Annotated in this window: 22 protein-coding genes; 11 read left to right on the top strand and 11 right to left on the bottom strand. The window is 69.3% G+C overall.

The window, feature by feature from the left end:
* Positions 1–76 precede the first annotated feature (76 nt).
* Entirely contained in the window at positions 77–2,185 is a 2,109-nt protein-coding gene (locus ACH34R_RS37465; protein ID WP_397566330.1) for a tetratricopeptide repeat protein, read from the top strand.
* Here the strand turns inward: ACH34R_RS37465 and ACH34R_RS37470 are convergent.
* From ACH34R_RS37470 to ACH34R_RS37495, 6 genes are all read right to left on the bottom strand, one after another.
* A complete protein-coding gene (locus tag ACH34R_RS37470; RefSeq protein WP_397566331.1) occupies positions 2,167–3,303 on the bottom strand; it encodes a hypothetical protein in 1,137 nt (378 codons plus the stop codon). The two genes, ACH34R_RS37465 and ACH34R_RS37470, sit on opposite strands and share 19 nt — an antisense overlap.
* A 128-nt stretch (positions 3,304–3,431) precedes the next feature.
* Positions 3,432–3,950, bottom strand: a complete 519-nt coding sequence (locus ACH34R_RS37475; RefSeq protein ID WP_397566332.1) for a hypothetical protein — start codon at positions 3,948–3,950, stop codon at positions 3,432–3,434.
* Positions 3,951–5,347: 1,397 nt separating this feature from the next.
* Entirely contained in the window at positions 5,348–5,905 is a 558-nt protein-coding gene (locus ACH34R_RS37480; protein WP_397566333.1) for a hypothetical protein, read from the bottom strand.
* A gap of 4 nt (positions 5,906–5,909) precedes the next feature.
* Entirely contained in the window at positions 5,910–7,031 is a 1,122-nt protein-coding gene (locus ACH34R_RS37485; protein WP_397566334.1) for a hypothetical protein, read from the bottom strand.
* A gap of 25 nt (positions 7,032–7,056) precedes the next feature.
* Positions 7,057–7,518 carry a hypothetical protein gene (locus ACH34R_RS37490; protein WP_397566335.1) on the bottom strand — a complete coding sequence of 154 codons (462 nt, stop codon included), beginning with the start codon at positions 7,516–7,518 and terminating at the stop codon, positions 7,057–7,059.
* On the bottom strand, positions 7,515–9,146 hold the full coding sequence (locus tag ACH34R_RS37495) for a hypothetical protein (protein WP_397566336.1): 1,632 nt from the start codon (positions 9,144–9,146) through the stop codon (positions 7,515–7,517). The genes ACH34R_RS37490 and ACH34R_RS37495 overlap by 4 nt, the downstream gene beginning before the upstream one ends.
* 157 nt (positions 9,147–9,303) lie before the next feature.
* On the opposite strand from ACH34R_RS37495, the gene ACH34R_RS37500 reads away from it, so the two are divergent.
* Complete coding sequence (locus tag ACH34R_RS37500) at positions 9,304–10,515, top strand: sensor histidine kinase (protein ID WP_397566337.1); 1,212 nt, start codon at positions 9,304–9,306, stop codon at positions 10,513–10,515.
* On the top strand, positions 10,512–11,228 hold the full coding sequence (locus ACH34R_RS37505; protein ID WP_397566338.1) for a response regulator: 717 nt from the start codon (positions 10,512–10,514) through the stop codon (positions 11,226–11,228). Before ACH34R_RS37500 ends, ACH34R_RS37505 begins: the two co-directional genes overlap by 4 nt.
* Here ACH34R_RS37505 and ACH34R_RS37510 read toward each other — a convergent pair whose 3' ends face one another.
* From ACH34R_RS37510 to ACH34R_RS37520, 3 genes are all read right to left on the bottom strand, one after another.
* Positions 11,229–11,645: a hypothetical protein gene (locus ACH34R_RS37510; RefSeq protein WP_397566339.1), complete on the bottom strand. Its 417-nt coding sequence runs from the start codon at positions 11,643–11,645 to the stop codon at positions 11,229–11,231.
* 374 nt (positions 11,646–12,019) lie between these two features.
* On the bottom strand, positions 12,020–12,799 hold the full coding sequence (locus tag ACH34R_RS37515; protein WP_397566340.1) for a hypothetical protein: 780 nt from the start codon (positions 12,797–12,799) through the stop codon (positions 12,020–12,022).
* A 26-nt stretch (positions 12,800–12,825) separates the two neighbouring features.
* Positions 12,826–13,395: a carboxymuconolactone decarboxylase family protein gene (locus ACH34R_RS37520; RefSeq protein ID WP_397566341.1), complete on the bottom strand. Its 570-nt coding sequence runs from the start codon at positions 13,393–13,395 to the stop codon at positions 12,826–12,828.
* Positions 13,396–13,521: 126 nt separating this feature from the next.
* On the opposite strand from ACH34R_RS37520, the gene ACH34R_RS37525 reads away from it, so the two are divergent.
* Positions 13,522–13,665: a TetR family transcriptional regulator gene (locus tag ACH34R_RS37525; protein WP_397566342.1), complete on the top strand. Its 144-nt coding sequence runs from the start codon at positions 13,522–13,524 to the stop codon at positions 13,663–13,665.
* Between the two features lie 317 nt (positions 13,666–13,982).
* On the opposite strand, the gene ACH34R_RS37530 is transcribed toward ACH34R_RS37525, so the two are convergent.
* Both ACH34R_RS37530 and ACH34R_RS37535 read right to left on the bottom strand, forming a co-directional pair.
* Positions 13,983–14,837 (bottom strand): enoyl-CoA hydratase/isomerase family protein, encoded by an 855-nt coding sequence (locus tag ACH34R_RS37530; protein ID WP_397566343.1) that lies wholly within the window; start codon positions 14,835–14,837, stop codon positions 13,983–13,985.
* 75 nt (positions 14,838–14,912) lie between these two features.
* A complete protein-coding gene (locus tag ACH34R_RS37535; protein ID WP_397566344.1) occupies positions 14,913–15,923 on the bottom strand; it encodes an Lrp/AsnC family transcriptional regulator in 1,011 nt (336 codons plus the stop codon).
* 112 nt (positions 15,924–16,035) lie between these two features.
* Here ACH34R_RS37535 and ACH34R_RS37540 point away from each other — a divergent pair, with 112 nt between their 5' ends.
* From ACH34R_RS37540 to ACH34R_RS37570, 7 genes are read left to right on the top strand one after another with little or no spacing between them, the layout of a single operon-like run.
* A complete protein-coding gene (locus tag ACH34R_RS37540; RefSeq protein WP_397566345.1) occupies positions 16,036–17,319 on the top strand; it encodes an amidohydrolase family protein in 1,284 nt (427 codons plus the stop codon).
* Positions 17,316–18,797 (top strand): MFS transporter, encoded by a 1,482-nt coding sequence (locus ACH34R_RS37545; protein WP_397566346.1) that lies wholly within the window; start codon positions 17,316–17,318, stop codon positions 18,795–18,797. The genes ACH34R_RS37540 and ACH34R_RS37545 overlap by 4 nt, the downstream gene beginning before the upstream one ends.
* Before the next feature lie 16 nt (positions 18,798–18,813).
* The gene (locus ACH34R_RS37550; protein ID WP_397566347.1) at positions 18,814–19,197 is read left to right on the top strand and encodes a RidA family protein; all 384 of its coding nucleotides are present in this window, start codon (positions 18,814–18,816) and stop codon (positions 19,195–19,197) included.
* The gene (locus ACH34R_RS37555; protein ID WP_397566348.1) at positions 19,194–20,159 is read left to right on the top strand and encodes a threonine/serine dehydratase; all 966 of its coding nucleotides are present in this window, start codon (positions 19,194–19,196) and stop codon (positions 20,157–20,159) included. Before ACH34R_RS37550 ends, ACH34R_RS37555 begins: the two co-directional genes overlap by 4 nt.
* Positions 20,156–20,689, top strand: coding sequence for a hypothetical protein (locus tag ACH34R_RS37560; RefSeq protein ID WP_397566349.1), 534 nt, complete (start codon positions 20,156–20,158; stop codon positions 20,687–20,689). The genes ACH34R_RS37555 and ACH34R_RS37560 overlap by 4 nt, the downstream gene beginning before the upstream one ends.
* Complete coding sequence (locus ACH34R_RS37565) at positions 20,689–21,267, top strand: thiamine pyrophosphate-dependent enzyme (RefSeq protein ID WP_397566350.1); 579 nt, start codon at positions 20,689–20,691, stop codon at positions 21,265–21,267. The genes ACH34R_RS37560 and ACH34R_RS37565 overlap by 1 nt, the downstream gene beginning before the upstream one ends.
* Entirely contained in the window at positions 21,264–22,643 is a 1,380-nt protein-coding gene (locus tag ACH34R_RS37570; protein ID WP_397566351.1) for an aldehyde dehydrogenase family protein, read from the top strand. Before ACH34R_RS37565 ends, ACH34R_RS37570 begins: the two co-directional genes overlap by 4 nt.
* The last annotated feature ends 13 nt before the right edge of the window (positions 22,644–22,656 follow it).

Genomic DNA, 22,656 nt, shown 5'->3' on the forward strand with positions numbered 1-22,656 from the left:
ACCTGACCTTTGAACCCCCATAGCAGTTCCTCAACACATTGGTAGTGCCCCGAATTATGAGTCAAGATGGGGACTCGTGAGCGCAGGCGTCAATTTATTCGATGGCCGATCCGGCACGGTGGTTCAAGTTGGCACGCTCAACGGGTCGGTGGAGCTAGGACAGCAGGCTCGGCGGGCAGTTCGGCTGGTGCCCGCGGTCACGTCGGTGTTTCGGGACCGTGCCCCTGAGTTCACAACGCTCAACATGTGGGCCGAGAAGACGGAGACCGGCGGGAGCCGTCTGTGGAACATCACCGGGCCGTCGGGCATAGGGAAGACGACCCTTGCCCTGACCTGGATCAACGAGAACCGGCAGCGTTTCGATCATGCCCAGATCGCGATGGAGTGCGGTGGTGGTCCAGGCGAGGGCCACGGGCGGAGCGTCGAGGAGGTATGTGACCGCTACTTCGCGTTGACCGGCCAGACATACGGGCTGTCCGCCGAGACTCCTGCGGCGAAGATGAGGCTCTTGAGCTCGTTGATCGATGGGGAGAAGGTGGCTCTGCTCTTGGATGACGTGCGGTCGGCCGCGCAGGTTCTCCCTTTTCTGTCGAACCTGCCAGGGGTGCTCATCATGGCCACCAGTCGGTTGCCCCTTTCAGGGCTCGCACCGTATCAGCCGCAGCGGTTGAGCCTGCAACCGCTGCCCGATGAGGCGGTGAGGGAAACGCTGGTCGAGATCGTTGGCGCGGACCGTATCGCGGCCGAGCCGAAGGCCACAGCGGATCTCGTCCGGTTGTGTTCGGGGTTGCCCATCCTGGCGAGCCATGCCGCCGGCCTTTTGCATGATGATGAGGGACTTCGCCTTTCCGACCTTGTGGAGCGGATGGCCGAACAGGGACGCTTGGCAGCATTGGAGGCCGGGCACGACGACCTCATGGCCAGGCCCTCTGCGGTGTTCGAGGTGATGTACCGCGAATTGGGCGCGTCGGCGGCCCGGCTCTACTGCGCGCTCGGGCTCCATCCGGTCCGGGACTTCGACCCGGGCCTGGTGCCCGCACTGTTCTCCGAGGCGCCCGCCGACGGCGCGGCAGGGTTGGAGCAGTTGCGCAAACGCGCGATGGTCAGATCGGATCAGCGTGGCCGCTACTTGATGGAAGACCTCACCTACGAGCATGCCGCGCTGGCCGCGCGACGAGACCTTGAACCCGCAGAGCGGGTACGGCTGCGCTCCCGCATCGCCGACTACTACCTGCACGGCGCGGTCGCGGCGAGCACGCGGCTGTCGCAGCGCTGGACGCTGAGCCCCCTCTACGGGCGCCCGGCGCCGTTCCCGCTGCCGGATTTCGCCGCTTCCCAGGGGCAGCGAGACCCGATCGCGTGGATCGGCGACAATCTGCCCGCGATCATGGCATGCATGGAGCGGGCGGGCCGCGTCTGGGAGGGGATGGGGCTACCGCCGGGCTATCGATGGCAGATGGCGGAGGCCACCCATGCCTACTTCACCGGCAGGGGCCGGAGTGACGAGCGAGCCACGATTCTGGCTTGGGCCGAGCAGGACGCTGATGCCTGCCAGAATCCGGACGCGCAAGCCCGCATCCAGGCTCAGTGGGGTGAGATGTACTTGGGGCAGGGACGACTGGAGGAAGCGGAGCAACGGTTTCAGCGTTCACTGGCGGCGGCCAGGCAAGGCGCCGAAACTCGCGGAGTGGGCGCGGCACTGGAATGGCTGGGCATAACCGAGCGCCGCCGCGGCAATCCTGAGGCGGCATTGGAAAACTTCGATCGGGCGGTGCCATTCCTCGATCCGGCACGTCCGCGGAGTCAGGCGCTGCTGCAGATGCACCGGGGGGACGCGTACGCGGTTTTGGGCAACGTGGCGGCGGCGCTGGACGGCTACGCGGCGGCGGCCGCGTTGTTCCGCCGCCTCGCCGCCGAGGGCAGGCGTGATCACGTCAACGAAGGAAAGGTCCTCGTGGGGCAGGCCGAGCTGCTGATGCGTGAGCATCCGCACCAGGCGCATGCCCTGTTCGAGGAGGCGCTGAGCCTGTTTCAGGCCGCACGCCGTCCCTACCAGGAGGCAAAGGTCTGGGAGGCGCTCGGTGACCTTGGCGATGGAGCCGAAGCGTGGCGGACGGCGCTGCGGCTTTATGAGAGCGTCGGCGCGCAAGAGGCATGTGCGCGGATTCAGGCGAAGCTTTCGTGAACGTGCACCTCGAACGTGGCCTTGATCGACCGATCTGGCCCGGTGTGCAGGGTAAGGGGGCTGAGTGCAGCGATATCGTCCAATCCGCAGAAAAGACGCTCGGCCAGGACGACGAACACCAGCTCGGCATCTTCGAGGCTGCCGCTCTGGTCGAGGGTCACCTGGATCAGTGAGCCGTCTCGGGTGCGCAGACGGGCAGTGCGCTCGTCGTGAACGAGGGTGAGCACAACGCCGGGTCGGTACTCAAAGGCAGCAGCCGACCAGGTGGCTTCGTCACAAGGGAGTTCATCCTGCCCGATTCGAATGATGTCGGCCGTGCCGGCTAAGCGGTGGTCCAGTTCTTGATCGGAGACGATCAATACTCCGGCCGGATCGGATCGAGCGATGGAGGCGGGCAGTCGACTCACCGACAACTCGCTCGGATCATCCGTGGGCTCGACATGTGCCCAAAAGGACGCGGGTGAGATATCGGCGACCTCAGGAGAATCAACGGCCGCCAGCATGGGCTCGGTGTCAGGTGGTATTGCATCCATCATCCGGTAGACCTCGTCGCGGATCAGAGGCAGCGAACGCCCTGGCGCGGAACTGATCCACGTGGCGGCGATCTCACGGCATCGATCGCGCAGTTCCTCAGCATGGCGCAACTGGGGAGCAAGGGCGGCGAACAAGTCGAGACTTGGCGCGATGGTCAGGAGCCTGCCGAGCGCGGATCGCGGATCGATCATGTCCTGGCCGGTCTTGTCGAGGAGGACCGGCCGGCCGAGGGCCGCTGCGTAGACACCGATCGACCCGTGGTCGGACAGCACCCAGTCGGCAGCGATGATCGCGGCTCGCCAGCCTTCTTCCGGGCGCAGGAGAATCAGCCCGGCACGGAGGGCTTCTGCCAGCCACGCCCTGATCTGAAAACTGCTGTGCGAGGCCCAGATATTCGGGTGAAGGATCAACGCGACCCGATATCGGTCATAGGGCAGTTCACTCAGCAGACGAGATGTGAACAGGGGATCAAGGCCGAACAAAGAATCCTCTCGCCAGGTGGATGCGACGGTGATCAGTCGCTGGCCTGGGCGCAGGCGAAAAGCATGGCGATAGTGGAGTCTGCGGGGCAGGCTAGCGAGCATCCGGTCATAGCAGGGGTCGCCGGCTATGAACGCCCGGGGAATCGCGTCGGGGCACCCCTCGGCCAGACGTTCGAACTGCTCTGTGTGAGAGAGTGCGATGGCCGCGGGAACGATTCGTTCGTGGTGTTTCAGCGTGTCGGCAGACAGGCCAAACGTTGATTGTTGATTGTTGATTGTTGATTGTTGATCGCTGATCGCTGATCGCTGATCGCTGATCGCTGATCGCTGATCGCTGATCGCTGATCGCTGATCGCTGATCGCTGATCGCTGATCCAGCGTTTATTGTAGCCATTCCCGTGAGAAATTCGCAATATGGGCGACTGAATCTCATGCAGGTTATCGCCCAGGCTGGCGGTAATCACCGCATGGAATTCCAGGGCGATCGCCTGCTCCCAAGTCAGGCAAAGAAAGCCTCGGTCTTGCATGAATTTCTCGACGCCGGACGGGAACATGGAGTCGCTGGTCTGTGTGCAATATAGCTGGATACGCTGGTCCTGGAAAATAGGAAGAAGGTCGGCTAGCCTGGTCGCGGCTGTAAGGCTATGGATGACAAACAGCACACGCCTCGATGTCCGGGCGGTCCGCCACCCGGCCAGCACCGAACTGATCCGCTGGACCGCCGGGGGAAGATCCGCTACCCAGTCCATCGCAACCAAGCATAGTGGGACAGAAGGTACGGACTGTTCGCTCTGGTGTCATTCCCCAGACTGGCCCGTCCGTCAGTCTTCACGCGTTTGCTGTGTGTCGGTTTGTACGGCGGCCTGGGCGGTCGGCCGGGGCAGTGCCCTGCTAGTGGATCGGAAGCGCCCCGGTGCGCTGCTGACTGGGATGGACGCGGCCGGTCGGCTCCGCAGTACCCCGCCGCGCAGCCGACACTGGGAATGTGTTCCATGTTGCCGGAGGCCTGTGTGAAGGCAGGCTACCGAGACTGGAATGGCACTGGTGCCTTCACGCCGGCCAAGGCGTCATCGTAGCGGTCTTCACAGGACACCCATGGAAAGGCGTCAGCCGAACCGCCAGCCGGCCGTCCATCCGCCGGATCGCCGGCGGTGCCGCTGTATCAGGCGATGTGGGACGCCGCAGGCGTCGGTTCGACCGGCCGGTGATCAACGTGTACGGCTCTACCGACGAGGTGAACTGCCACACGGGCCGCGGCCCCGGTAGCTGGCGGCCGGGGCCGGCCGGACGCCCCGACCGCACCGTGGCGCACATGACCATCCGCGAACGCCGACGGAAGACCCGCACCAGCCGGGACGGCGGGCGAGATCTGGGCCGTGGGCCCGATGACCCCGCTGTGTCATGTGGCCGCCCCCGAACTGGACGACCGGCACCGGGCCCCCGGCGGATGGGGCCGTACCGGCGACCTGGGCCGCCTGGACGCCGATGGCACCTTGTGGATTCTCGACCGAATCAGGCGCGTCGTGGCCAGGGCGGGCTCACCCTGTCGCCCGCTGGAAGTGGAGCGGGAACTCGCCCCCCACCCGCCGTCGCGGACGTGTGCTGTATCCCCATCTCCGACGATGATCTGGGCGAACAGATGTGCGTGTGCATAGCGACACCGAACGTGCCGACACCGTCCCCGCCGCCCTGACCGCTTACCTGCGAGACGAACGCGGCCTTGAGTCACGCAAACTCCCAGAACACTTTCTGCTCTTGCCCGAACTACCGCCCGGCCCTACCGGCAAGATCTGCGTCGCCACCCTGACCCGCATAGCAGCCGATTCGGCCGTTGCGGTACGCCGGGACAGCGGACGCCGGACCATATCCCCTGAGGACCAGATGGTGAGCACATCACGGCACCGGCGACATGGACGCCGAACTCATTCCGCGCAGGAAGGAGGCGTTCCGCTCGTATCAGGCGCTCACGCCGCCCCGGATCCTCACATCGGACCGCGGGAGTACGGTCTGCCGGCCGTCGTGGGTGTGGTGCGGGCCGGGCCGCCCAGCTGATCTGGGACGGCCAGCGGATCTGCGTTCAGGCAACCGAGGGGTACGTGCAGATCCTCGACTGAAACGATCCCATCGTGAGCAGATCACCGAGCTGTCAGACGCCCAGCTTCGCGAGATGGCGGGAGGGGCGGTGCCGCCGCCAGGCGGCGGCCAGGAAGGCGATCAGCCCGAGTACGGGCAGCGTGCACAGCGTCCAGCTCAGTGCCAGCGGCGGGCCGGGCTGTTCCAGGACCGTGAGGTTGCCGAGCGTGCCCGTGCCCTGCCCTTTCGGGCCGTTGATGGTGAAGGTGAAGCTCCACTGCCCGGCCGTGGGCAGCGCCTGGATGTCGAGGCCCCAGACGTCCCGTTTGCGTGGATGGCGGGACAGCGCGGGCGCCCCGCGCATTCCCGGGTTCATGCCGGGGCCGGTCATGCTGAGGGTGCCGGACTTGCCGGTCAGCCCGCCGTCCGGGATGAAGGTGAAGTCCAGCGACTGCATGGCGCGCAGCGGCCAGGTGGAGAAGCCGATGGTCAGGTGGTAGGGGCCGGCCTGCACCTGCTCGGTGTGGACGATCTCGACCGGGGCGTACACCGGCTCGGCCTGCGCGGGCCGGGCGGTGAGAAGCACGGCCGCGCTGGTGACGCACAGCGTGAGGAGTGTTCTGTAGCGCATCGGTTCAGCGGCCTTCCTGGTCGGCGGCGGCGGGGGCGTTGAGGCGCAGCAGGACCGCGAATCGGGCGGCGAGGAATCCGGCCAGCGCACCGAACGCCAGCCCGACGAGCACGTGGGTCGCCATGGCGGTCAAGGACGTGGCCGACCGGCCCATCGGCCCTCCGGCGCGGAGCATCGACGTCTGCACGAGCAGCGACACGCTCACCACCACGCCGCCGGCGGCACCGGTGAGCTGGGGCAGCCACCGGGCCGGCCATCCGCGCCCGCGTCCCAGCCTGAGCAGGCCCTCGATCACCAGTGCCGCGGCCAGCATGAACATCGGGATACCGGACGGCAGCACAGGCGGGACGTCCATGAGGTTGTCGCGCAGCGGCAACCCGACGTAGCCGGCGTAGACCCTCGCGGCCCACGGCGAGAACCACCACAGGAACACTTGCATGAGGCCGAGGACGACCGCGATGAACAGCGCCACCCGCGGGCGGCGCAGAGTCATCGTCCCCAGCAGGACGAAGCAGACGGCGAAGAAGACACCGGCCGCGAGCTGGGGAGGGACGGGCAGGCCGATCCTGTTGAAGGCGCTGGTGGTGAGCGGAGTGAACACGATCAGCACGGGGATGCCGACGATGAGCCCGATCCGGCCCCAGCGCTGGGCACGGGCGGCGGCGAAGACGATGACGCTGCCCACCATGGTCACGCTGATGGAGATGAACAGGGCGACGTGAGGCGGGGAGTCCAGCACGGCGTCGAAGCCGTACAGGGAGTGCCACCACAGGTCGAGCAGGCCGTACAGCAGGAAGAGCGCGCCGCCTGTGCCGGCGATGAGGTAACCGAGCGGCGCGGTGAACGTGCCGCCGAGAACCCGGACCGGACTGCCGCCGACGGCGGGATCGGGTGCGTGCCCGGCCCGTTGAGCGAAGGTCGCACGCAGCACCATCACCAGGCTCGCGATACCGGCGACGGCGCTCCCGCTGTACAGCAGGAGGTGGGGGAGGGTGAAGAAGGTGTCCGGGCCGACGTCGACGTGCCATTGCACGTCCCAGTTGACGCCGACCAGCGACAACAGGGTGCCGGCCAGCACGGCGTACGCACCGGCCGGCGGGGACGTGGAGGTGGGAGAAGGGGCCATCGGGCTCGTGTCCTTTCTGGTGGAGTCAACGGGGGACGGTGAGGGGGAAGCCGAGCCTGCTGTGGCGGCCGGCGGCATCGATGACGACCAGGACCTGCCAACGGCCGGCCATCATCAGCGGGAGGTCTGCCACGTGGTAGATGTCGTCCGCGGTCCTCACCGCGGTGTACTCCGGTACGGCGTGACCCGCGGTGGGCAGCACCGCGGAGATCGTGACCACCGGTGCGGCCCCGCCGGCCAGTGCGTACGCCGCTTTGTCGCGCGGTACGAGCCGGACATCGACGGCGGTGGTGCCGGTGACGGGCGTGGAAACCGTCAGGGTCACCGTCTCGTGGGCGGTGCCGCCGGTCAGCGTCGCCGCGCCTTGCGGGGCATCGGACGCGGGCTGTGCCGTACCGTGCCACGGGGTCCACAGCGCGTGCACCGACAACGCGGTGAGCAGGGTCGCTGCCAGGAGCACCGCGGCTACCAGGACGCGCCGGCTCACGGGGTCCGCTCCGCGGTGCCGGTGACGTGGAGCAGGTAGGGGGCGGTCAGGATGGTGTGGTCGCGTTCGGCCTGGATCCAGATTCGGTAGAAGCCGGGTGTCGGAAAGGTGTAGACGAAGGAGACGTCGGGGCCATAGGCGGCGACGGTCTCGTCGGCGGTGCTGTCGCCGTTGACGGAGGTCAGGCCGCTCATCGCCGGCATGCCCGAGCCCATGGACGGGTCCGGCGTCGCGCCGTGCACGTGTCCGCTCGTCGTGCGCTGTGCGTCCGGCATCGCGCGGTGCAAGTGTCCGCTCGTCGTGCGGGCGCCGTCCGGCATCGCGCCCATGGAGTGGGAGTGGGCCCACACCTGGGCGCCCTGCGTGGCCGTACCCGCCGCCGCCTCGGGTGAGAGCGGGCCGGCCACGACCAGATGCCCGAGCATGCCGAGCCAGGGTTGCAGCGTCGCCCTGTCGCCAACGCGGGCGGTCAGTACGGCGGCCTTGCCCGCCACCAGGGCGGACGCGGTCAGCCGCACCTGGACGCCGGCCACCGTCCGCGACCCGGTTCCCACCGGGAGGTCGGCGGGCGCCGCAGGCCCGGCGGCGGACACCGCGTCGATGCCGGAGGCGGAGCGTAACTGCTGGACACCGCCGCCCCGGCGGGCGAACTCGGCGGAGACGGCGTAGTGGCCGGCCTCGGGCAGGGGCAACCGGACCTCGAACACGCCGGCATCGGTCCTTACGGGGTGCAGATGCCACAACCGTCCAGAAGGGCCGACGACCAGCAGGTGCAGCAGCCCTCCATCGTGGACGACGACATCATCCAAGGGCAGACCGGTGGACGCGTCGGACAGGGTCAACCGTAGATCGGTGACCTCCCCCGCCCGGGTCGTGGAGGTCGACAGCACCATCGTGCCCGGCGGGCGAGCGTAGTCGCCGGTCTGCTGACCGGCATCGGCATAGGGATCGTTGACGCCGTCGACGGTGGCGTCGACCTGCCCTCCCTGGGACGGTGGCGGCGGCAGCCGGGCGGACAGCACCGCGCCGGTGACCGCCACGGTCAGGCAGGCGACCAGACCGCCGACCGGCGCCAGCGCCCACCAGCCGCGGCGCACCCGCACGGCGACCACAACGGCGACGAGGACAAAGAGCCCGGCGCCGACGAAGCCCAGATAGGCCGCGGTTTCGGGCGGCGAGGTGAGCTGCTTCGGCACGATGAAGGGGATCGTCGCGGTCCGCTTCTCGTCGCTGAGCGACAGCTCCCATGGGCCGACCTGGGTGACGTCCAGTACCGCCGAGTAGGTTCCGGGCCGGCCGGCCAACGTGACCACCGCGGCGTCCACGGTCGTGCCCGCCGCCGAGGCAGCGGACGCGGACGCGGATACGCCCGTGGGGACCACCGCGAGTTCGATACGGCCGGCGGCCGTGCCCGCATGGGTGATCACGTCCACATGCAGGGGCCCGGGCACACCGGTGATCCGGCGCAGGATGACGGTCAGTTCCCGGTCACCGAGCGTCTGGGCGACCTGGACGTCTCCACCGGCGGTGCCCGCTTCGGCCATGGGGCCGCCGGCGAGCAGCAGCGTCACAGTGCTCAGCAGGACGGCGAGCGCGGCGCCGAGGCGGCGTGGGGGCGTGTCGTTCATCGTGCGCGCAGCCTAGGGACGCCCGCCCGCCGCTGTCGTCACGGTGCCAGGGGAGGCGGGGTCCCCCGGGCGGGGGACTGACCCATGGTCCATGAACAGGCATTATGTTGTGTCCGCCCGCCCACATGGCCGCGGGCCGTAGGACGGAAGGGGTCCGGTGCCCGGCAGGGAAGGGCGCGGTGCGGAGTCGGTCCGCATCCGCGACGTCAGCGGGTCGCTGACCCGCCAGGCGATCGTGATCGCCGCGGTCACGCTGGCGATGGATGCTCTGGCCTTCGTCCTCTTCGCCAGATCCGCCTCCCATCCGATGTGGAGCTGGGCCGTTCTGGTGGCGATCATCGTGGTGGATGCGGGCCTGGCCAGCGCGCCGCGTCTGTCGGGCGTGGTGGCCGTCGCCCAGGCGGCCGTCATGGCGGTCGGCGCGGCACTCTTCGCCCACGCCGGTCAGGCACTGCCCGCCGGGCCGCTGCAGACGCCGCTGCTGAACAGGGCGGGCCTGCTCATCGCCGCCTACCGGGCGGGCGCCTGGCTGAACCGCGGACCGGCCGCGCTGTCCCTGCTGTGCCTGACCGCGGTGGTGGTCATGCGGCCGCTCCTCGGAGGGGCGCCGCTCGAGCTCGGGGGGTTCCTGTACGGCGTCATGGGCGACGCGCTGCTGCCCTGGCTCGTCGGGCGGTACACCACCGCGCGCCGCGCGCACATCGCCGAGATGGAGAAGCGCTCCGAGCGGGCGCTGTCCACGGCCATCGCCGAAGAGCGCAGCAGCATCGCCCGTGACCTGCACGACGTGATCTCTCACCAGGTCAGCGCCATCGGCATGCACGCCGGGGTGGCCCGGATGCGGGCCGCGACAGCGGCGAACGCACCGGAACTGACGGCATCGCTGGCCGCCGTGGAGGCCTCCAGCCGGGCCGCCATGCTCGACCTTCGGCGCCTGCTGGACGTCCTGCACGGCAACCCGGCCGGAGAGGACAGCCAGCCCGGCCTGGACAACCTGCCCGAACTTCTCGACACGCTGCGCACCGTCGGGCTGCGGGCGCGAGTGACCGTCCGCGGCGTCCCGTCCCGGCTGCCGGAATCGCTGGACATCGCCGCCTATCGGGTGGTGCAGGAGATGCTCACCAACGCGCTGCGGCACGGCGCCGACGGCGTCGCGGAGGTCGACCTGCGCTACGATCCCCTTGGCCTCACCGTGACCACCTCCAATCCCCTCGTCACGGGAAACCGCGTCCGGCCGGACTCACCGCACCGCGGGCTGCAGGGCATCCGCAGTCGTGTCACCATGTTCGCGGGTTCGACCAGTTACGGGCCCGCCCCTGACGGCAGAACCTGGATCACCTCCGTGACCTTCCCTTTGGACCCCGTATGACCTTGCGCGTCCTGATCGCCGACGACCACGCCATGTTCCGCTCCGGTCTGCGTGCCGTCCTGGACACCCAGGACGACCTGATGTGCGCAGGGGAGGCGTCGGACGGACAGGCGACCGTGAGCGAGGTACGGCGGCTGCGTCCCGACGTGGCGATCATCGACATCCGCATGCCGCGCCTGGACGGCCTGCGCGCCGCGGAGGCGATCCTCGCCGACCCGGCCAACACCACCAGGGTGATCCTGCTGACCACCTACGATCAGGACACCTACGTCCATCGTGCGCTGCGGGCAGGGGCCAGCGGGTTCCTGCTGAAGAGCCTTCCACCGGAGGAACTGATCGCGGCCATCCGGGTGGCCGCCCGCGGCGAAACCCTCATCGATCCCTCGGTCACTCGCCGCCTCAGCGCCCGCCTCGCCGACGGTATCGCCCCGCCTCCCACCACGGCCGACCTCGACCTCCTCACCACGCGGGAACGTGAGGTCCTGCTCCTGCTCGCCCAAGCCCACAGCAACGCCGAGATCGCCGATCACCTCGGCATCGGCGACGAGACCGTCAAGACCCACGTCTCGCGGATTCTCGCCAAACTGAACCTGCGCGACCGGATCCACGCGGTCTCCTACGCCCACCACCACGGCCTCATCAAGCCGGCTGCGGACCGCCGCAGGCCCAGGCTCGCCCCATGGGTCAACGATGCCCACAGCGAGGAGGGGTAGCTACGAGGGGGCGGTCGTGGGCGTGCTTCGGCCGCCGGTGACCTGCCCGTCGGGCTTGTGCCTACTGGTGGGGCGCGGCGGCAGCACGACGATGAGCAGGGCGCCGAGCGCTACGCAGACCGCGCCCGCGGTGAGGCCGCCCCCGTAGCCCATGAGGGCCAGGGCGGCGACCCCGACGGCGCCGATGACGACCGGATCGCTCCAATCGCTCTCGCCGACTCGCAGCAGGCCGTACACCAGCGACACCGCGGCGCCGGTGACCAAGACCGCCCCGGGAACGTCGAGGCGGTGCCGGCCCTCGGCGCGCGACTTGGGGACCAGGCGGGGGAGCAGCACCAGGGCCACGGCGACGACGGGCAGGTTGATCAGGAAGATCGCGCGCCAGGACACCAGGTCGCTCAGCGCTCCGGACAGCACCAGGCCCGAGGTGCGCCCAGGGCCGCGATGCCGCCCCAGATGCCCAGCGCCTTGGCCCGCTCCTGCGGCCCGGGATACAGCAACGTGATCATCGACATCGCCGCCGGGCCGACACGCTTCGGCGCTACCTGGTCAGCCGTTGACTTCGGCCTTCTTCTTGGCCGGGCCGCCAGAGTAATGACCTGGCACCTTCGCAAGCAGCGGTGATCTTCCCAACCGGGCGGCACATCGACGGCGGGTGGGCCGACGTGACCAGGCGGAGGCGGCCCCACAGCCCGTGCGAGCGGCGGGCCCGCGAGGGATGTGTGGTGATCACAGCGCGGGTCGGGAGTTCGGTGCGGAGGGCGGGCAGGCACGGTGCCGCGCCGCCGCGGTCACGGTTCGGATGGGGCGCCGATCGCGTCGGCCCATGCGCGGATCGCTTCGTCGAATCCGGTGAAGTGCCCGCGCTGGAGCACGCCGCTGGGGTCGATGTGGCGTGAGCCGGAGAGGCCGAACCGGCGGAGGAGGTCGAGGACGAGTGGTCGTGCCGTCATCGTGAGGTGTGGCGACAGGCACCTGGCCAGGTCGATCGTGCGGCGCGTGGAGACGGCCTCGGAGAGCCGGTGGCCTCCTGCCGGTCCGTACATCGAGCCGGCGTGGTTCCACACCTCCATCGCCGTGCCGGCACCAGGGGTGATGGTCGCTTCGGCGGCGGCCTCGCCCAGGACCATGGTGCGATGGGCGAAGGCCGCCATGAGGCGCAGCAGGGCGATCGTGATCCACGCGATGGCGCCTTCGCCGAGCACCCAGACTTCGCTGTCGTCCGTGGGGCTGTCGCGACGTGTTCCCAGTTGCAGCGCGCCGAGCGCGGAGCCGTCCGCGTGGAGTTCGCAATAGTACGTGGTGGCCGGTCGGCCGGGGCTGCGCGATGGTAGGAAGGTCAGCTTGTCCGCGTACGTCGCCGGCTGTTCGGATGCGATGGGGATCGGTGCCGGCCAGTCCGCGACGTGCTGTTGGAGCCAGCGCCGCAGCTCATCGCCGCTCGCAGGGACGAGCTCGACCGGCGTCGGCTGGATCGGCACCGCGCCGACCACGAGCCAGGGCGACTCGCCATCGATCTGGGCGGTCGCGTCCGTGACGAGGCGCCCCAGGCGCTCGTAGTGTTCGATCACTGTTGGCGTTCCGTGTGCATCGGGCGTTACTCCGCATCCGGTGGCAGTGGGACGTCGTAGGCGTTGAGGACCATGGAGATCGCGGCGTACTGGGCGATCAGGAAGACGAGTTCCGCCGTGCCGTGCTCGCCGAAGCAGGCGACCACGGAGCGGTAGAGCGCCCCTGGGAGCGGCGCGCCGGTGTAGAGGCGGGCCGCCACATCGTGTGCGACCGACTCCTCCGGCGTCAGTCCCGCGGGTCGTTGCCCGGCGGTCAGGCCCGCGACGACGCCGTCCGGCAGTCCGATCTCCGCCGCGATCCTGCTGTGGGAGTAGAGCTCGTAGGCGGCGCCGTACCGTGAACCGGTGGTGAGGATGGCGACCTCGCGCACCCGCGGCGAAAGCACGCTGCCGCTCGTGACGGTCGTGAACCATTCCAGCAGTGGCCGGGCGAGTCCGGGAAAGCGCAGCATCACGGGAAACGGCCCGATGAGCGCGCCGCTCTCATCCGTCGAGGTGAACGGTGTCCGCAGGCCGCCCATGACCTGGCGGACATGTTCGTCGAGCGGGCGTTGCTCGTCGGACAGTTCGTTCGGACAGATGGGGGGCATCCTCACGATTTCCTCCTGTTCGCCCTGTTGGGCGCGCCTGCGACGGGCATACGGCCTTCCAAGAAAAGCACACTACACCGTGCAGTGTAGTATTCGGGCAAGGTACTGCGGTTCCAGAACAAGCGAGCCGCCATGCCGAACGCCGCCGAGGCGCTGTTCGTCTCCGAGGGTTACGAGCTCACCAGCGTCGATGCCATCGCGGCCCGGGCAGATGTGTCCATCGGAGGGCGATCGAGGAGGGGCCCGCGGAAGGGCGGAACCTGCGCGACGCGCTGACGGCGTTCGCGTCGCGGGTGGCGACCGAGGCGTTCCCGTCGCCGGGCTACGCGACCTTCCGCCGGCCGGCCTCCCTGGGACGGCCGGCGCCCCGGCTGCCCGAGGCCGTGCGCGAGCGTCCGGAGCGCATGCTGAGGAGCGGTTCGCGAAGCTCGCGGCCAAGGATGGCCCGTCGGGCACGGTGAACGAGGCACAGATCGTCGCGATCATCGCCGACGGAGTGGACGCGTTTCTTCGCGCCTACCGCTGACCGCGAAACCCGCCGGGGCTGACCGGGCTCGACGACACGAATCCGGATGGCCCGCCGAACCCGCAGGTCAGAATAGCTTGCGGGTATCGGAGTCGGCCAGCAGCTCCGGGTCGGGCACCAGGGACTTACTGGCGACGTTGGCCAGCATCTGGTGCGCCATGTGGAAACCGAAGTCCTCGGCCACCAGCTTCCTCCAGTGCCGCGAGACGATGTTGTGCGTCGCCCACCTGGTGTAACGTGGCCGTTTCATGATGAACCGAGCCAGTTCCCACGCCCGGTCGAGGAGCTGCTCGCGGGGCAGCACGTCACTGACGATGCCCCATTCGAGAGCCTTGTCCGCGGGGATCGACTTGGCCGCGTAGATGTGGTAAGCCGCGCGCTTGGGGCCCATCAGCGCCTGGAGCGCCAGGCCATGGCCGTCTCCCGGCGGCGAGCCGAGCCAGAAGTGCGGGTCCATGAAGTCGGCATCCGGTGCCGCGAACGTGACATCGCTCATCATCGCGAACTCGGTGTGCACCCCAGGGCCGTTGACGGCGGCGATCGTCGGGATGTCGATGTTGTTGACGAAGCTCTCGATGAGCTTCCAGCCGTCGGCCATGCGCTGGTAGATGTGGTCCGGGTCCAGGTCGGAGGCGGGCTTGGGGTTGAGTCCCTTCGGGTTGCCCGTCATCCACCTGTCGCCGGTGCCCGTGATGATCAGCACGTGGTTCTCGGGGTCGTTGCCGATCTCCTGCCACACGCGCGTCCACGCGTTGTGTGCGGCCGGCGTGTGGGCGTACGGGCCGTCGTTCGTGTGCAGGCGAACCTCGATGATGCCGCCTTCGCGCCTCATCCGGAAGAAGTCCGCATACCTGGCCGAGTACTCCTCGAACGCGGGCGGGGCGAGGTAGCCCTCCCAATGCTCGGCCGGATCGAATGCCATGTCATTACCTCCATGCGGGGCCGTCGTCGCTCGACGGACTCCGCAAAAGTACACCAGTCAGTGTGGATTTCGACCCTACCCGTTCTCCTCGGAGACGAGCGGCACGGCGCGGACGGATCGCCCCTCGGCGTCCAGGACGCGTCCCAGCAGCTTGGTCATGCTCAGCACGACCGAGCGGTCCTGCATGCGCAGCGCCGGCAGTTCCTGGCCCATGCGCCATTCGAGGTCGTGCACCTCGGCCGTCGTTCGCAGCGACGCGTCGACGATCATGTTGAAGGGCCCGGCGACGAACGTGGCGGCCCGAACCCCCGGAAGCGAGCGAATGCGTTCCTCCGCGGCGCCCAGGTCCTGGATGTCCAGCGAGCCGAAGTACACCGCGGAAACCGACCGGCCGGAAAGATGCCGGGAGGCGTCGCAGCGGAAGGTGATGAGCCCGGTCCCTTGCAGGCGCGACAGCCGGCGGCGCACGGACACCGGGCTGATGCCCACGTGCTCGGCGAGCCGTTCGAACGACATCCGCCCGTCGGCGTGCAGCGCGCGGACGATGCGCAGGTCGGTCTTCTCGATGCCGTCGGCCTCGCCGGGCTGCGGCCGAGGATGGGAACCGAGGCGACGCCGCTGCTCGGGATCGAGCGCGCCCTCCCGCCAACGGCTGGCTTCGAGGGCCGATCGGGTGATCACATGGCTGCGGACCTTCGCGATTCCCGGCACCTGGCCCACCAGATTGAGGAGGTAGCCCGAGAGCGAGGCGAGGTGGGGCGCCTGCGCCAGCACGAGCACGTCCCTGCCGCCGCTGGTCACCTTGACGGTGGCCGCCTGCGGGTGTTCGGCGAGGGTGCGCGCCACCTCGCTGATCCGCCCCGGCGCGCAGTCGATCTCCACCAGCGCGCACGCCGGGGTCGCGCTTCCCGAGAAATGGGCGGCGACCCAGGCGACGCCCTCGGACTCCATGCGCGCCCAGCGGCGGCTCACGGTCACCGGATCGACCCCGAGCACCTCCCCGAGCCTGCGCCAGCTCTCGCGCGGGGCAGAGCGCATGGCATCGACGATGGCGACATCCAGCTCGTCAAATGATGTGGTTGACATTTCCTGCACATATCTGGGGTCTGATGAAGGTTTCCTGCGATTCGCGGCCGAATTGCAGAATCACTCTACTGTGTCGCTCGTCACAGCAGAGCGAGCGAGAACAGGTCGGCGAGTGGGATTCAACTACGGGGCCGCGCTGCGGGTCCACAACGTGCGGCTCATCGACGGCGTCAGCCCTTATGTGGTGGACGATGCCGTACTGGAGTGCGACGCCGACGGCCGGATCGCCTACGCGGGTCCAGCGGCGCGGGCGCCCGCGGGGCACGCGGACGTCAGGACGATCGACGGCCGAGGCGGAACGTTGCTTCCTGGGCTGTTCGACTGCCACACCCACCTCGGGATCCCCTCCGACCGGTCGCTCGTGGAAGCAGCCCTCCTGACGAACCCCGTCATGGGCGTCCTCCAGACCGCCGAACGCATGAGCCGGACACTCGCGTCCGGAATCACGTCCGTCCGGGACCTGGGCGGCCTGCCCGCCGGGTTCCGCGACGCGGTCGTCGCCGGACTGGTCACGGGGCCTCGCGTGCAAACGTCGGTCGGCGTGATCAGCCACACCGGCGGGCACGCCGACGGCACCCTGCCCAGCGGAAAGAGTCTCGGCCTGGACTACTGCGAACTCGCCGATGACGTACCGGGTGTCCGCAAGGCCGCGCGCCGGATGCTGCGCGCCGGCGCCGACGTGGTCAAGATCTGCACGAGCGGCGGGATCAGCAGCGCCCATGACGATCCCGATGACCAGGACCTGCTGGACGATGAGATCGCGGCGGTCGTGGACGAGGCGCGGCGGCACGGCGGACGCCCGGTCGCCGCACACGCGCAGGGACGAGCCGGCATCCTCGCCGCGATCCGTGGCGGCGTCCGCTCGGTCGAGCACGGCTTCGGCATCGACGACGAAGGCTGCGACCTCCTCGGGGAGCGGGACGCGTTCCTCGTACCGACCCTGTCGCCGCTCTTCCAGCGGATGGACCCGAAGAAGACGGCGCCGTGGCGCTACCAGAAGAAGCTGCGCTGGAACGAGCGCGCCAAGGAGAACCTCGCCGGTGCCATCGCGCGGAAGGTGAACATCGCGGTCGGGACGGACGCCGGCATCACGCCGCACGGGCAGAACCTCTACGAGCTGTCGTACCTGGTGGAGCTGGGCATGTCGCCGATGGACGCCATCCGCGCGGCGACCTCCACCAGCGCTCGCCTGCTCGGCGTCGACGACCGGCTGGGCGCCCTGCGGCCGGGTCACCTCGCCGACATCGTGCTGTGCGCGGCGGACCCGCTCGCCGACATCCGCTCGCTCAGCGATCCCACCCGCATCACCCTCGTCGCCCAGCAGGGCGTCGTGCGCACCACCTGTCTTGACGATTCCACCGTTGAGGCGCCCAGCACAGAGAGAAAGCACTCATGACCGATCTCAGCCCACCCACCACGGCCGGCAGGCCGGCGGTCGTGCTCCATGACGGATGGAAACCTCGGGTCATCGGCTATGTCGCGATCCTTGTCCTCGTCAACGTCATGGTCGACAGCGCGATCGGGGCGCCGACGTACGTGCTCCCCGACCTGGCGCGGGCCTTCGGCACCGATCAGTTCGCCTGGATCGGCTCGAGTGCGATGTTCGCCGGCGCCCTGTGGTCGCCGCTGCTGGGCAAGAGCGCGGACATCTACGGTAAGCGCAAGGTGCTCGTGGCCACACTGCTCGTCGCGGCGCTCGGCGGGCTCGTGTGCCTGTCCGCGCCGAACCTCGGCGTGTTCGTGCTGGGACGCCTCCTGCAGGGTGCTGTCGTGGCGGCGCTGTTCCTCTCGGTCGCCATCGTCCGCGATATCTTCGAGCCGAAATTCTCCATGGTGGTCACGGGAATCGTGACGGCCGGGTCGGCCGCGTTCGGCATCGTGACGCCGTTCGTCGTGGCGCCGGCGATCGAGGCCTTCGGCTGGCAGGCCGTCTTCGTGATCTCCACGTCGTTCGCGGCCCTCGCCGCGCTGCTGGTCCGCCTGCTCGTACCCGACAGGGGGAGCCGGACGCCCGGCAAGGTCGATGTCACGGGCGCGCTCGTCCTCGCCCTCGGTGTCGCGGGTGTGCTCGGCTACATCAGCCTCGGCCAGGTCTTCGGCTGGCTGGGTGTGGTGTCGCTGCTGGTGCTCGCGGCGGGTGTCGCCGCCCTGCTGTTCTGGTTCCTGGTGCTCAGCCGCAGGCCGGAGCCCATCATCAACGTTCGCGGCATCTCCCTCGTGTTCGGGGTCATGCTGCTCGTGGTCGTCATGGGCACGGGCGCCTATCAGAGCAAGCTGCAGCTGATCAGCATGCTCCTGGAGGTCTCGCCCGAGCAGGGGCTGGGATACGGTCTCGCCAGCCCTCTCGCGCTCGGGCTGATGTTCGGCATCCCGTCCATCGGCATCGTGCTCGGCGGTATCGGCGCCGGGGTCCTCGCCACCCGCATCGGCCCCGCGCGGTGCCTGGCGGTGGGCGTCCTGACCGGAACGGCCGGCACCGCGCTGATGCTCTTCGGCGGCGGCCCGAGCAACCTCGCCGTCGCCGTACCGGCCTCGTTCCTGCTGAGCATGACGGCCGGCAACCTCATGACCTCCGCGTTCAACCTGGCCTCGATCCTCGCCCCGAAGGCGCGGCAGGCCACGGTCTCCAGCATGGTCATGTTCATGGTCGCCATCGGCGCGGTGACGATGAACTTCGTCGGATCCGCGATCCTCGGCCAGACGGCCATCGTCGTCGACGGCGAGACGGTGAACTCGGCGACCGGCATCTACGCCTACATCGCCACCGTCGGCGGCGTGTTCGTCCTGGCCGCGATCCCGGCGGCGATCCTGGTCCGCAAGGTGCGCGGCAAAGCCGGCGCCGGCACGGAGACCACCTCTCTCGGCCACCTCTGACGCTGTAAGGAAAATGATGACCGACTCGGCCCCCACCAGCCCCGCGCAGGCGCGGCACCCGTACAGCCCGGTTCGCGAAGCCTCCGGAGGGCTCGTTTTCATCTCCGGGCAACTGGGTCTGGCCAACGGGGCGCTCGTCGGCGGCGGCGTCGCCGACGAGACCCGGCAGGCCGTCACGAACCTGCGAGCCCGGCTCGCCTCGGCGGGCCTCGGCCTCGAAGACGTCGCGAAGATCACGGTCTACCTGGCATCCATGTCCGACCGGAACGCCATGGACCAGGCGTACCAGCAGTCGCTGCCGGAACCGCTGCCCGCACGCACGTGCATCGCCGTCGCGGAACTGCCCTACGGGGCCCGCGTCGAGCTCGACGCGATCGCCGTACGGGGCCCGAAGCCATGACGGTCACGGCTTCCGACATCGTCGAAGCGCGGGCCCGGATCGCCGGCGGCGTCGTCCGGACGCCGCTGCTCGCAGCGCCCTGGGCTCGGGGGGAGCTGTATCTGAAGGCCGAGAGCCTCCAGCCGATCGGTGCGTTCAAGATCCGTGGCGCGCTCAACGCGGTACGGCGGCTCCGCCCGGAGGCGCGGGCGCGCGGGGTGGTCACGCATTCGAGCGGGAACCACGGCCAGGCCGTCGCCTGGGCCGCGCGAGCAGCCGGGGTTCCTGCGGTCATCGTCATGCCGGAGGCCGCGGCGCAGGTCAAGGTGAACGCGACCAGGGAGCTCGGCGCCGACGTGATCTTCGCTCCCGCCGCCCGCCGCGAGCCGGTCGCCGAGGAGGTGCGGGCCGACCGCGGGATGGCGATGATCCCGCCGTTCGACCATGCCGACGTGATCGCCGGGCAGGGGACGCTCGCCCTGGAGTTCCTCGAAGAGCTCGACGAAATCGACACGGTACTGGTGCCGATCGGCGGGGGCGGGCTGATCTCCGGGGTCGGCGTGGCGGTCAAGCAGGTGTCACCAGGTACGCGGGTCATCGGCGTAGAACCGGAACTGGCCGCCGACGCGCGTGACTCCCTCGCGGCCGGCCGCCGGATTCCGTGGAACGCGGAGGACACCTCGCGCACGATCGCCGACGGGACGCGGACACCAGTGGTCGGTGAGCTGACGTTCCCGCTCATCCAGGCGACGGTCGATGCGATCGTCACGGTGAGCGAGCGCGAGATCCTGGCCGCGGTCGCGGTGCTCGCCCGTCGTTCCCGTCTCGTCGTCGAGCCGAGCGGCGCCCTCGGTGTCGCCGCCTACCTCTCGGAGCCCGGCGGGTTCGGGCGAGCCGTCGCGGTCGTGTCCGGCGGCAACATCGATCCTGGCCTTCTCGCCGGCGCCCTCGCCCTTCCCTACTTGGAGGAATCACACCCATGACATACGCGAAAGCCGTCGCCGACGGCATCTGGTCGGCCGGCACGGCACGTGTCGGGTACATCCCGTCCGTGACAGTGGCGCCGATCATCAACTCGCTGGTCGCGTCGGATGACGGGGCGAACGGCGTCTCGCCGCGCGTCACGCCGCTCTCGCGGGAGGAAGAGGCGATCGGCGTGATGGGAGCGGTGGCGTTCACCGGCGAACTCGGCGCCGTGGTCATGCAGGACAACGGCTTCGGCAACGCGCTCACGGCGCTCACGACGTTCACGCTCGCCTACCACCTGCCGCTGCTCGTCTTCGCCAACACCCGCGGCGGCCTCGGCGAGTACAACTCGATGATCCACTCCATCAGCCAGCCCGTGCCGGCCATCCTGCGCGCCGCCGGACTTCCCGTCATCGAGCTGGATCGCAGGAGCGGCCCCGAGGACTGGCAGGACGCCGTGCAGGAGGCCGGGGTGCACGCGGTCATGACGTATCGGCCTGTGGTGGTCCTCGGGTCGTTCTGGAACACCGACGGGAAGGTCGCGTGATGAAGCGCATCGAAGCACTCGAAGTACTGGTGAGCCTGACGAGCCGGCATCCCGTCGTCGTGACCTGCGCGGCGACGAGCCGGGAGCTGGCGTCGGTGAAGGACGGCGACAACCACCTCTACCTCCTCGACTCGATGGGCCTGGCGGGATCGGTGGCGACCGGGCTGGCGCTCAGCGTGGGCCCGTCCGTGCCCAAGGTCGTCTGCGTCGAAGGGGACGGTTCGCTGCTCATGAACCCGAACGTCTTGCCGACCGGCGGCTACCTCGCGCCCGGCAACCTGCTCCTCGTCGTCCTCGACAACGGGGTGTACGCATCGACCGGGGCCCTGCCGACCTACTCATCGAGAGTCGACCTGGAGAAGCTGGCGGCAGCCGCGGGCTGGGCCACGCGCTCGGCCGACACCACCAGCGGGCTGAGCGCCGCCTTCAACGAACTGCTCGCCGTGCCGGAACCGGCGTTCCTGCACGCCCGTATCGAGCCAGGGAACGCCGAGGGTGTCGAGAAGCTGCTGATCGACCCGGTCTCGATCACGGGCCGGTTCGCGCTCTGGCTGCGTGAGGCGGGGAACGCGGTATGACGCGCGCGGACGCCGGCATTGTCACCGTCGACCCGGCATCGGGCGACGAGCTGGACTTCTACCCGTACACGACTCCCCAGGTCATCGACCGGGTGCTCGACGTCGCCGCGGCCTCGCGCTGGGAACGGTCCCGCCTGGAGGAACGCGTCACCGCGATCGGACGGCTCGGCGACCTCCTCACGGAGGGGCGGGAGCCGCTCGCGACGCTCATCACCCTTGAGATGGGCAAGCCGATCACGCAGGCGCGAGCCGAGATCGACAAGTGCGTCGCCGCCTGCCGCTACTACTCCGGGCGGCTTCCCGAGATTCTGCGGCCGGAGATCTTCGACGTAGACGGCGACACCGCGATCGTCCGGGTCATGCCGCTCGGAGTGGTGTTCGCGCTCCTCCCATGGAACTACCCGTGGTGGCAGGTGATCCGCGCGATGCTGCCTGCGATCGCGGCCGGTAATACCGTCGTGCTCAAGCACGCGGAGTCCGTCACGGGAAACGCGATGGCGATCGAGAAGGCGTTCCTGGACGCGTTCGGCCCCGGCGTCCTGCAGGCCGTCGTCGTCGACCCGGCCACGGCATCGGACATCATCGGTGACGGCCGAGTCGCCGCCGTCACCTTCACCGGCAGCGATCGGGTGGGCGCCCTTGTCGGCGCGCGCGCCGGCGCCGCGCTCAAGAAGTGCGTGCTGGAGCTCGGCGGATCTGACCCGTTCATCGTCTTGGCCGACGCGGACGTCCCCGCCGCGGCTGCCGCCGCGGTGCGATCCCGGTTCCTCAACAACGGGCAGAGCTGCATCGCCGCAAAGCGGATCCTCGTCCACCGTGACGTGCGTGACGCGTTCGTGGAGGCATTGGTCCCGCACGTTCGCGAGCTGAGGGTCGGCAACCCGGCGGACGAGACCATTGACGTCGGGCCGCTCGCGCGCCATGACCTGCGCGACGTGCTACGCGAGCAACGTGCCCAGGCCCTGGCGGCCGGAGCCCGGGTGATCGCCCAGGCCGAAGCGCCCGAAAGTTCCCGCGGCGCGTGGTTCTCGCCGTCGGTCGTCGAGGTGGACGGGCGCGACTCCGTTCTCCTCTCCGAGGAGACGTTCGGTCCGCTCGGCGTGCTCACGACCGGCGCGTACGACGACGAGTTGATCGCCATCGCCAACTCTTCACGCTACGGGCTGAGCAGCAGCCTGTGGAGCACCGACGACGATCACGCCGCCTCCGTGAGCACGCGAATCCATGCCGGGGCCGTCTTCATCAACACGATCTCCGCGACCGATCCGCGCCTTCCCACCGGCGGGGTCAAGGCCAGCGGCCATGGGCGCGAGCTCGGCAAGTGGGGGGTGTACGAGCTGGCCAACCTTCAGGCGGTGCGCATTCACACGACGTGAGAGCCTCACCTCG

The sequence above is a fragment of the Spongiactinospora sp. 9N601 genome, assembly GCF_044326295.1.
Taxonomy (GTDB): Bacteria; Actinomycetota; Actinomycetes; order Streptosporangiales; family Streptosporangiaceae; genus Spongiactinospora; species Spongiactinospora gelatinilytica.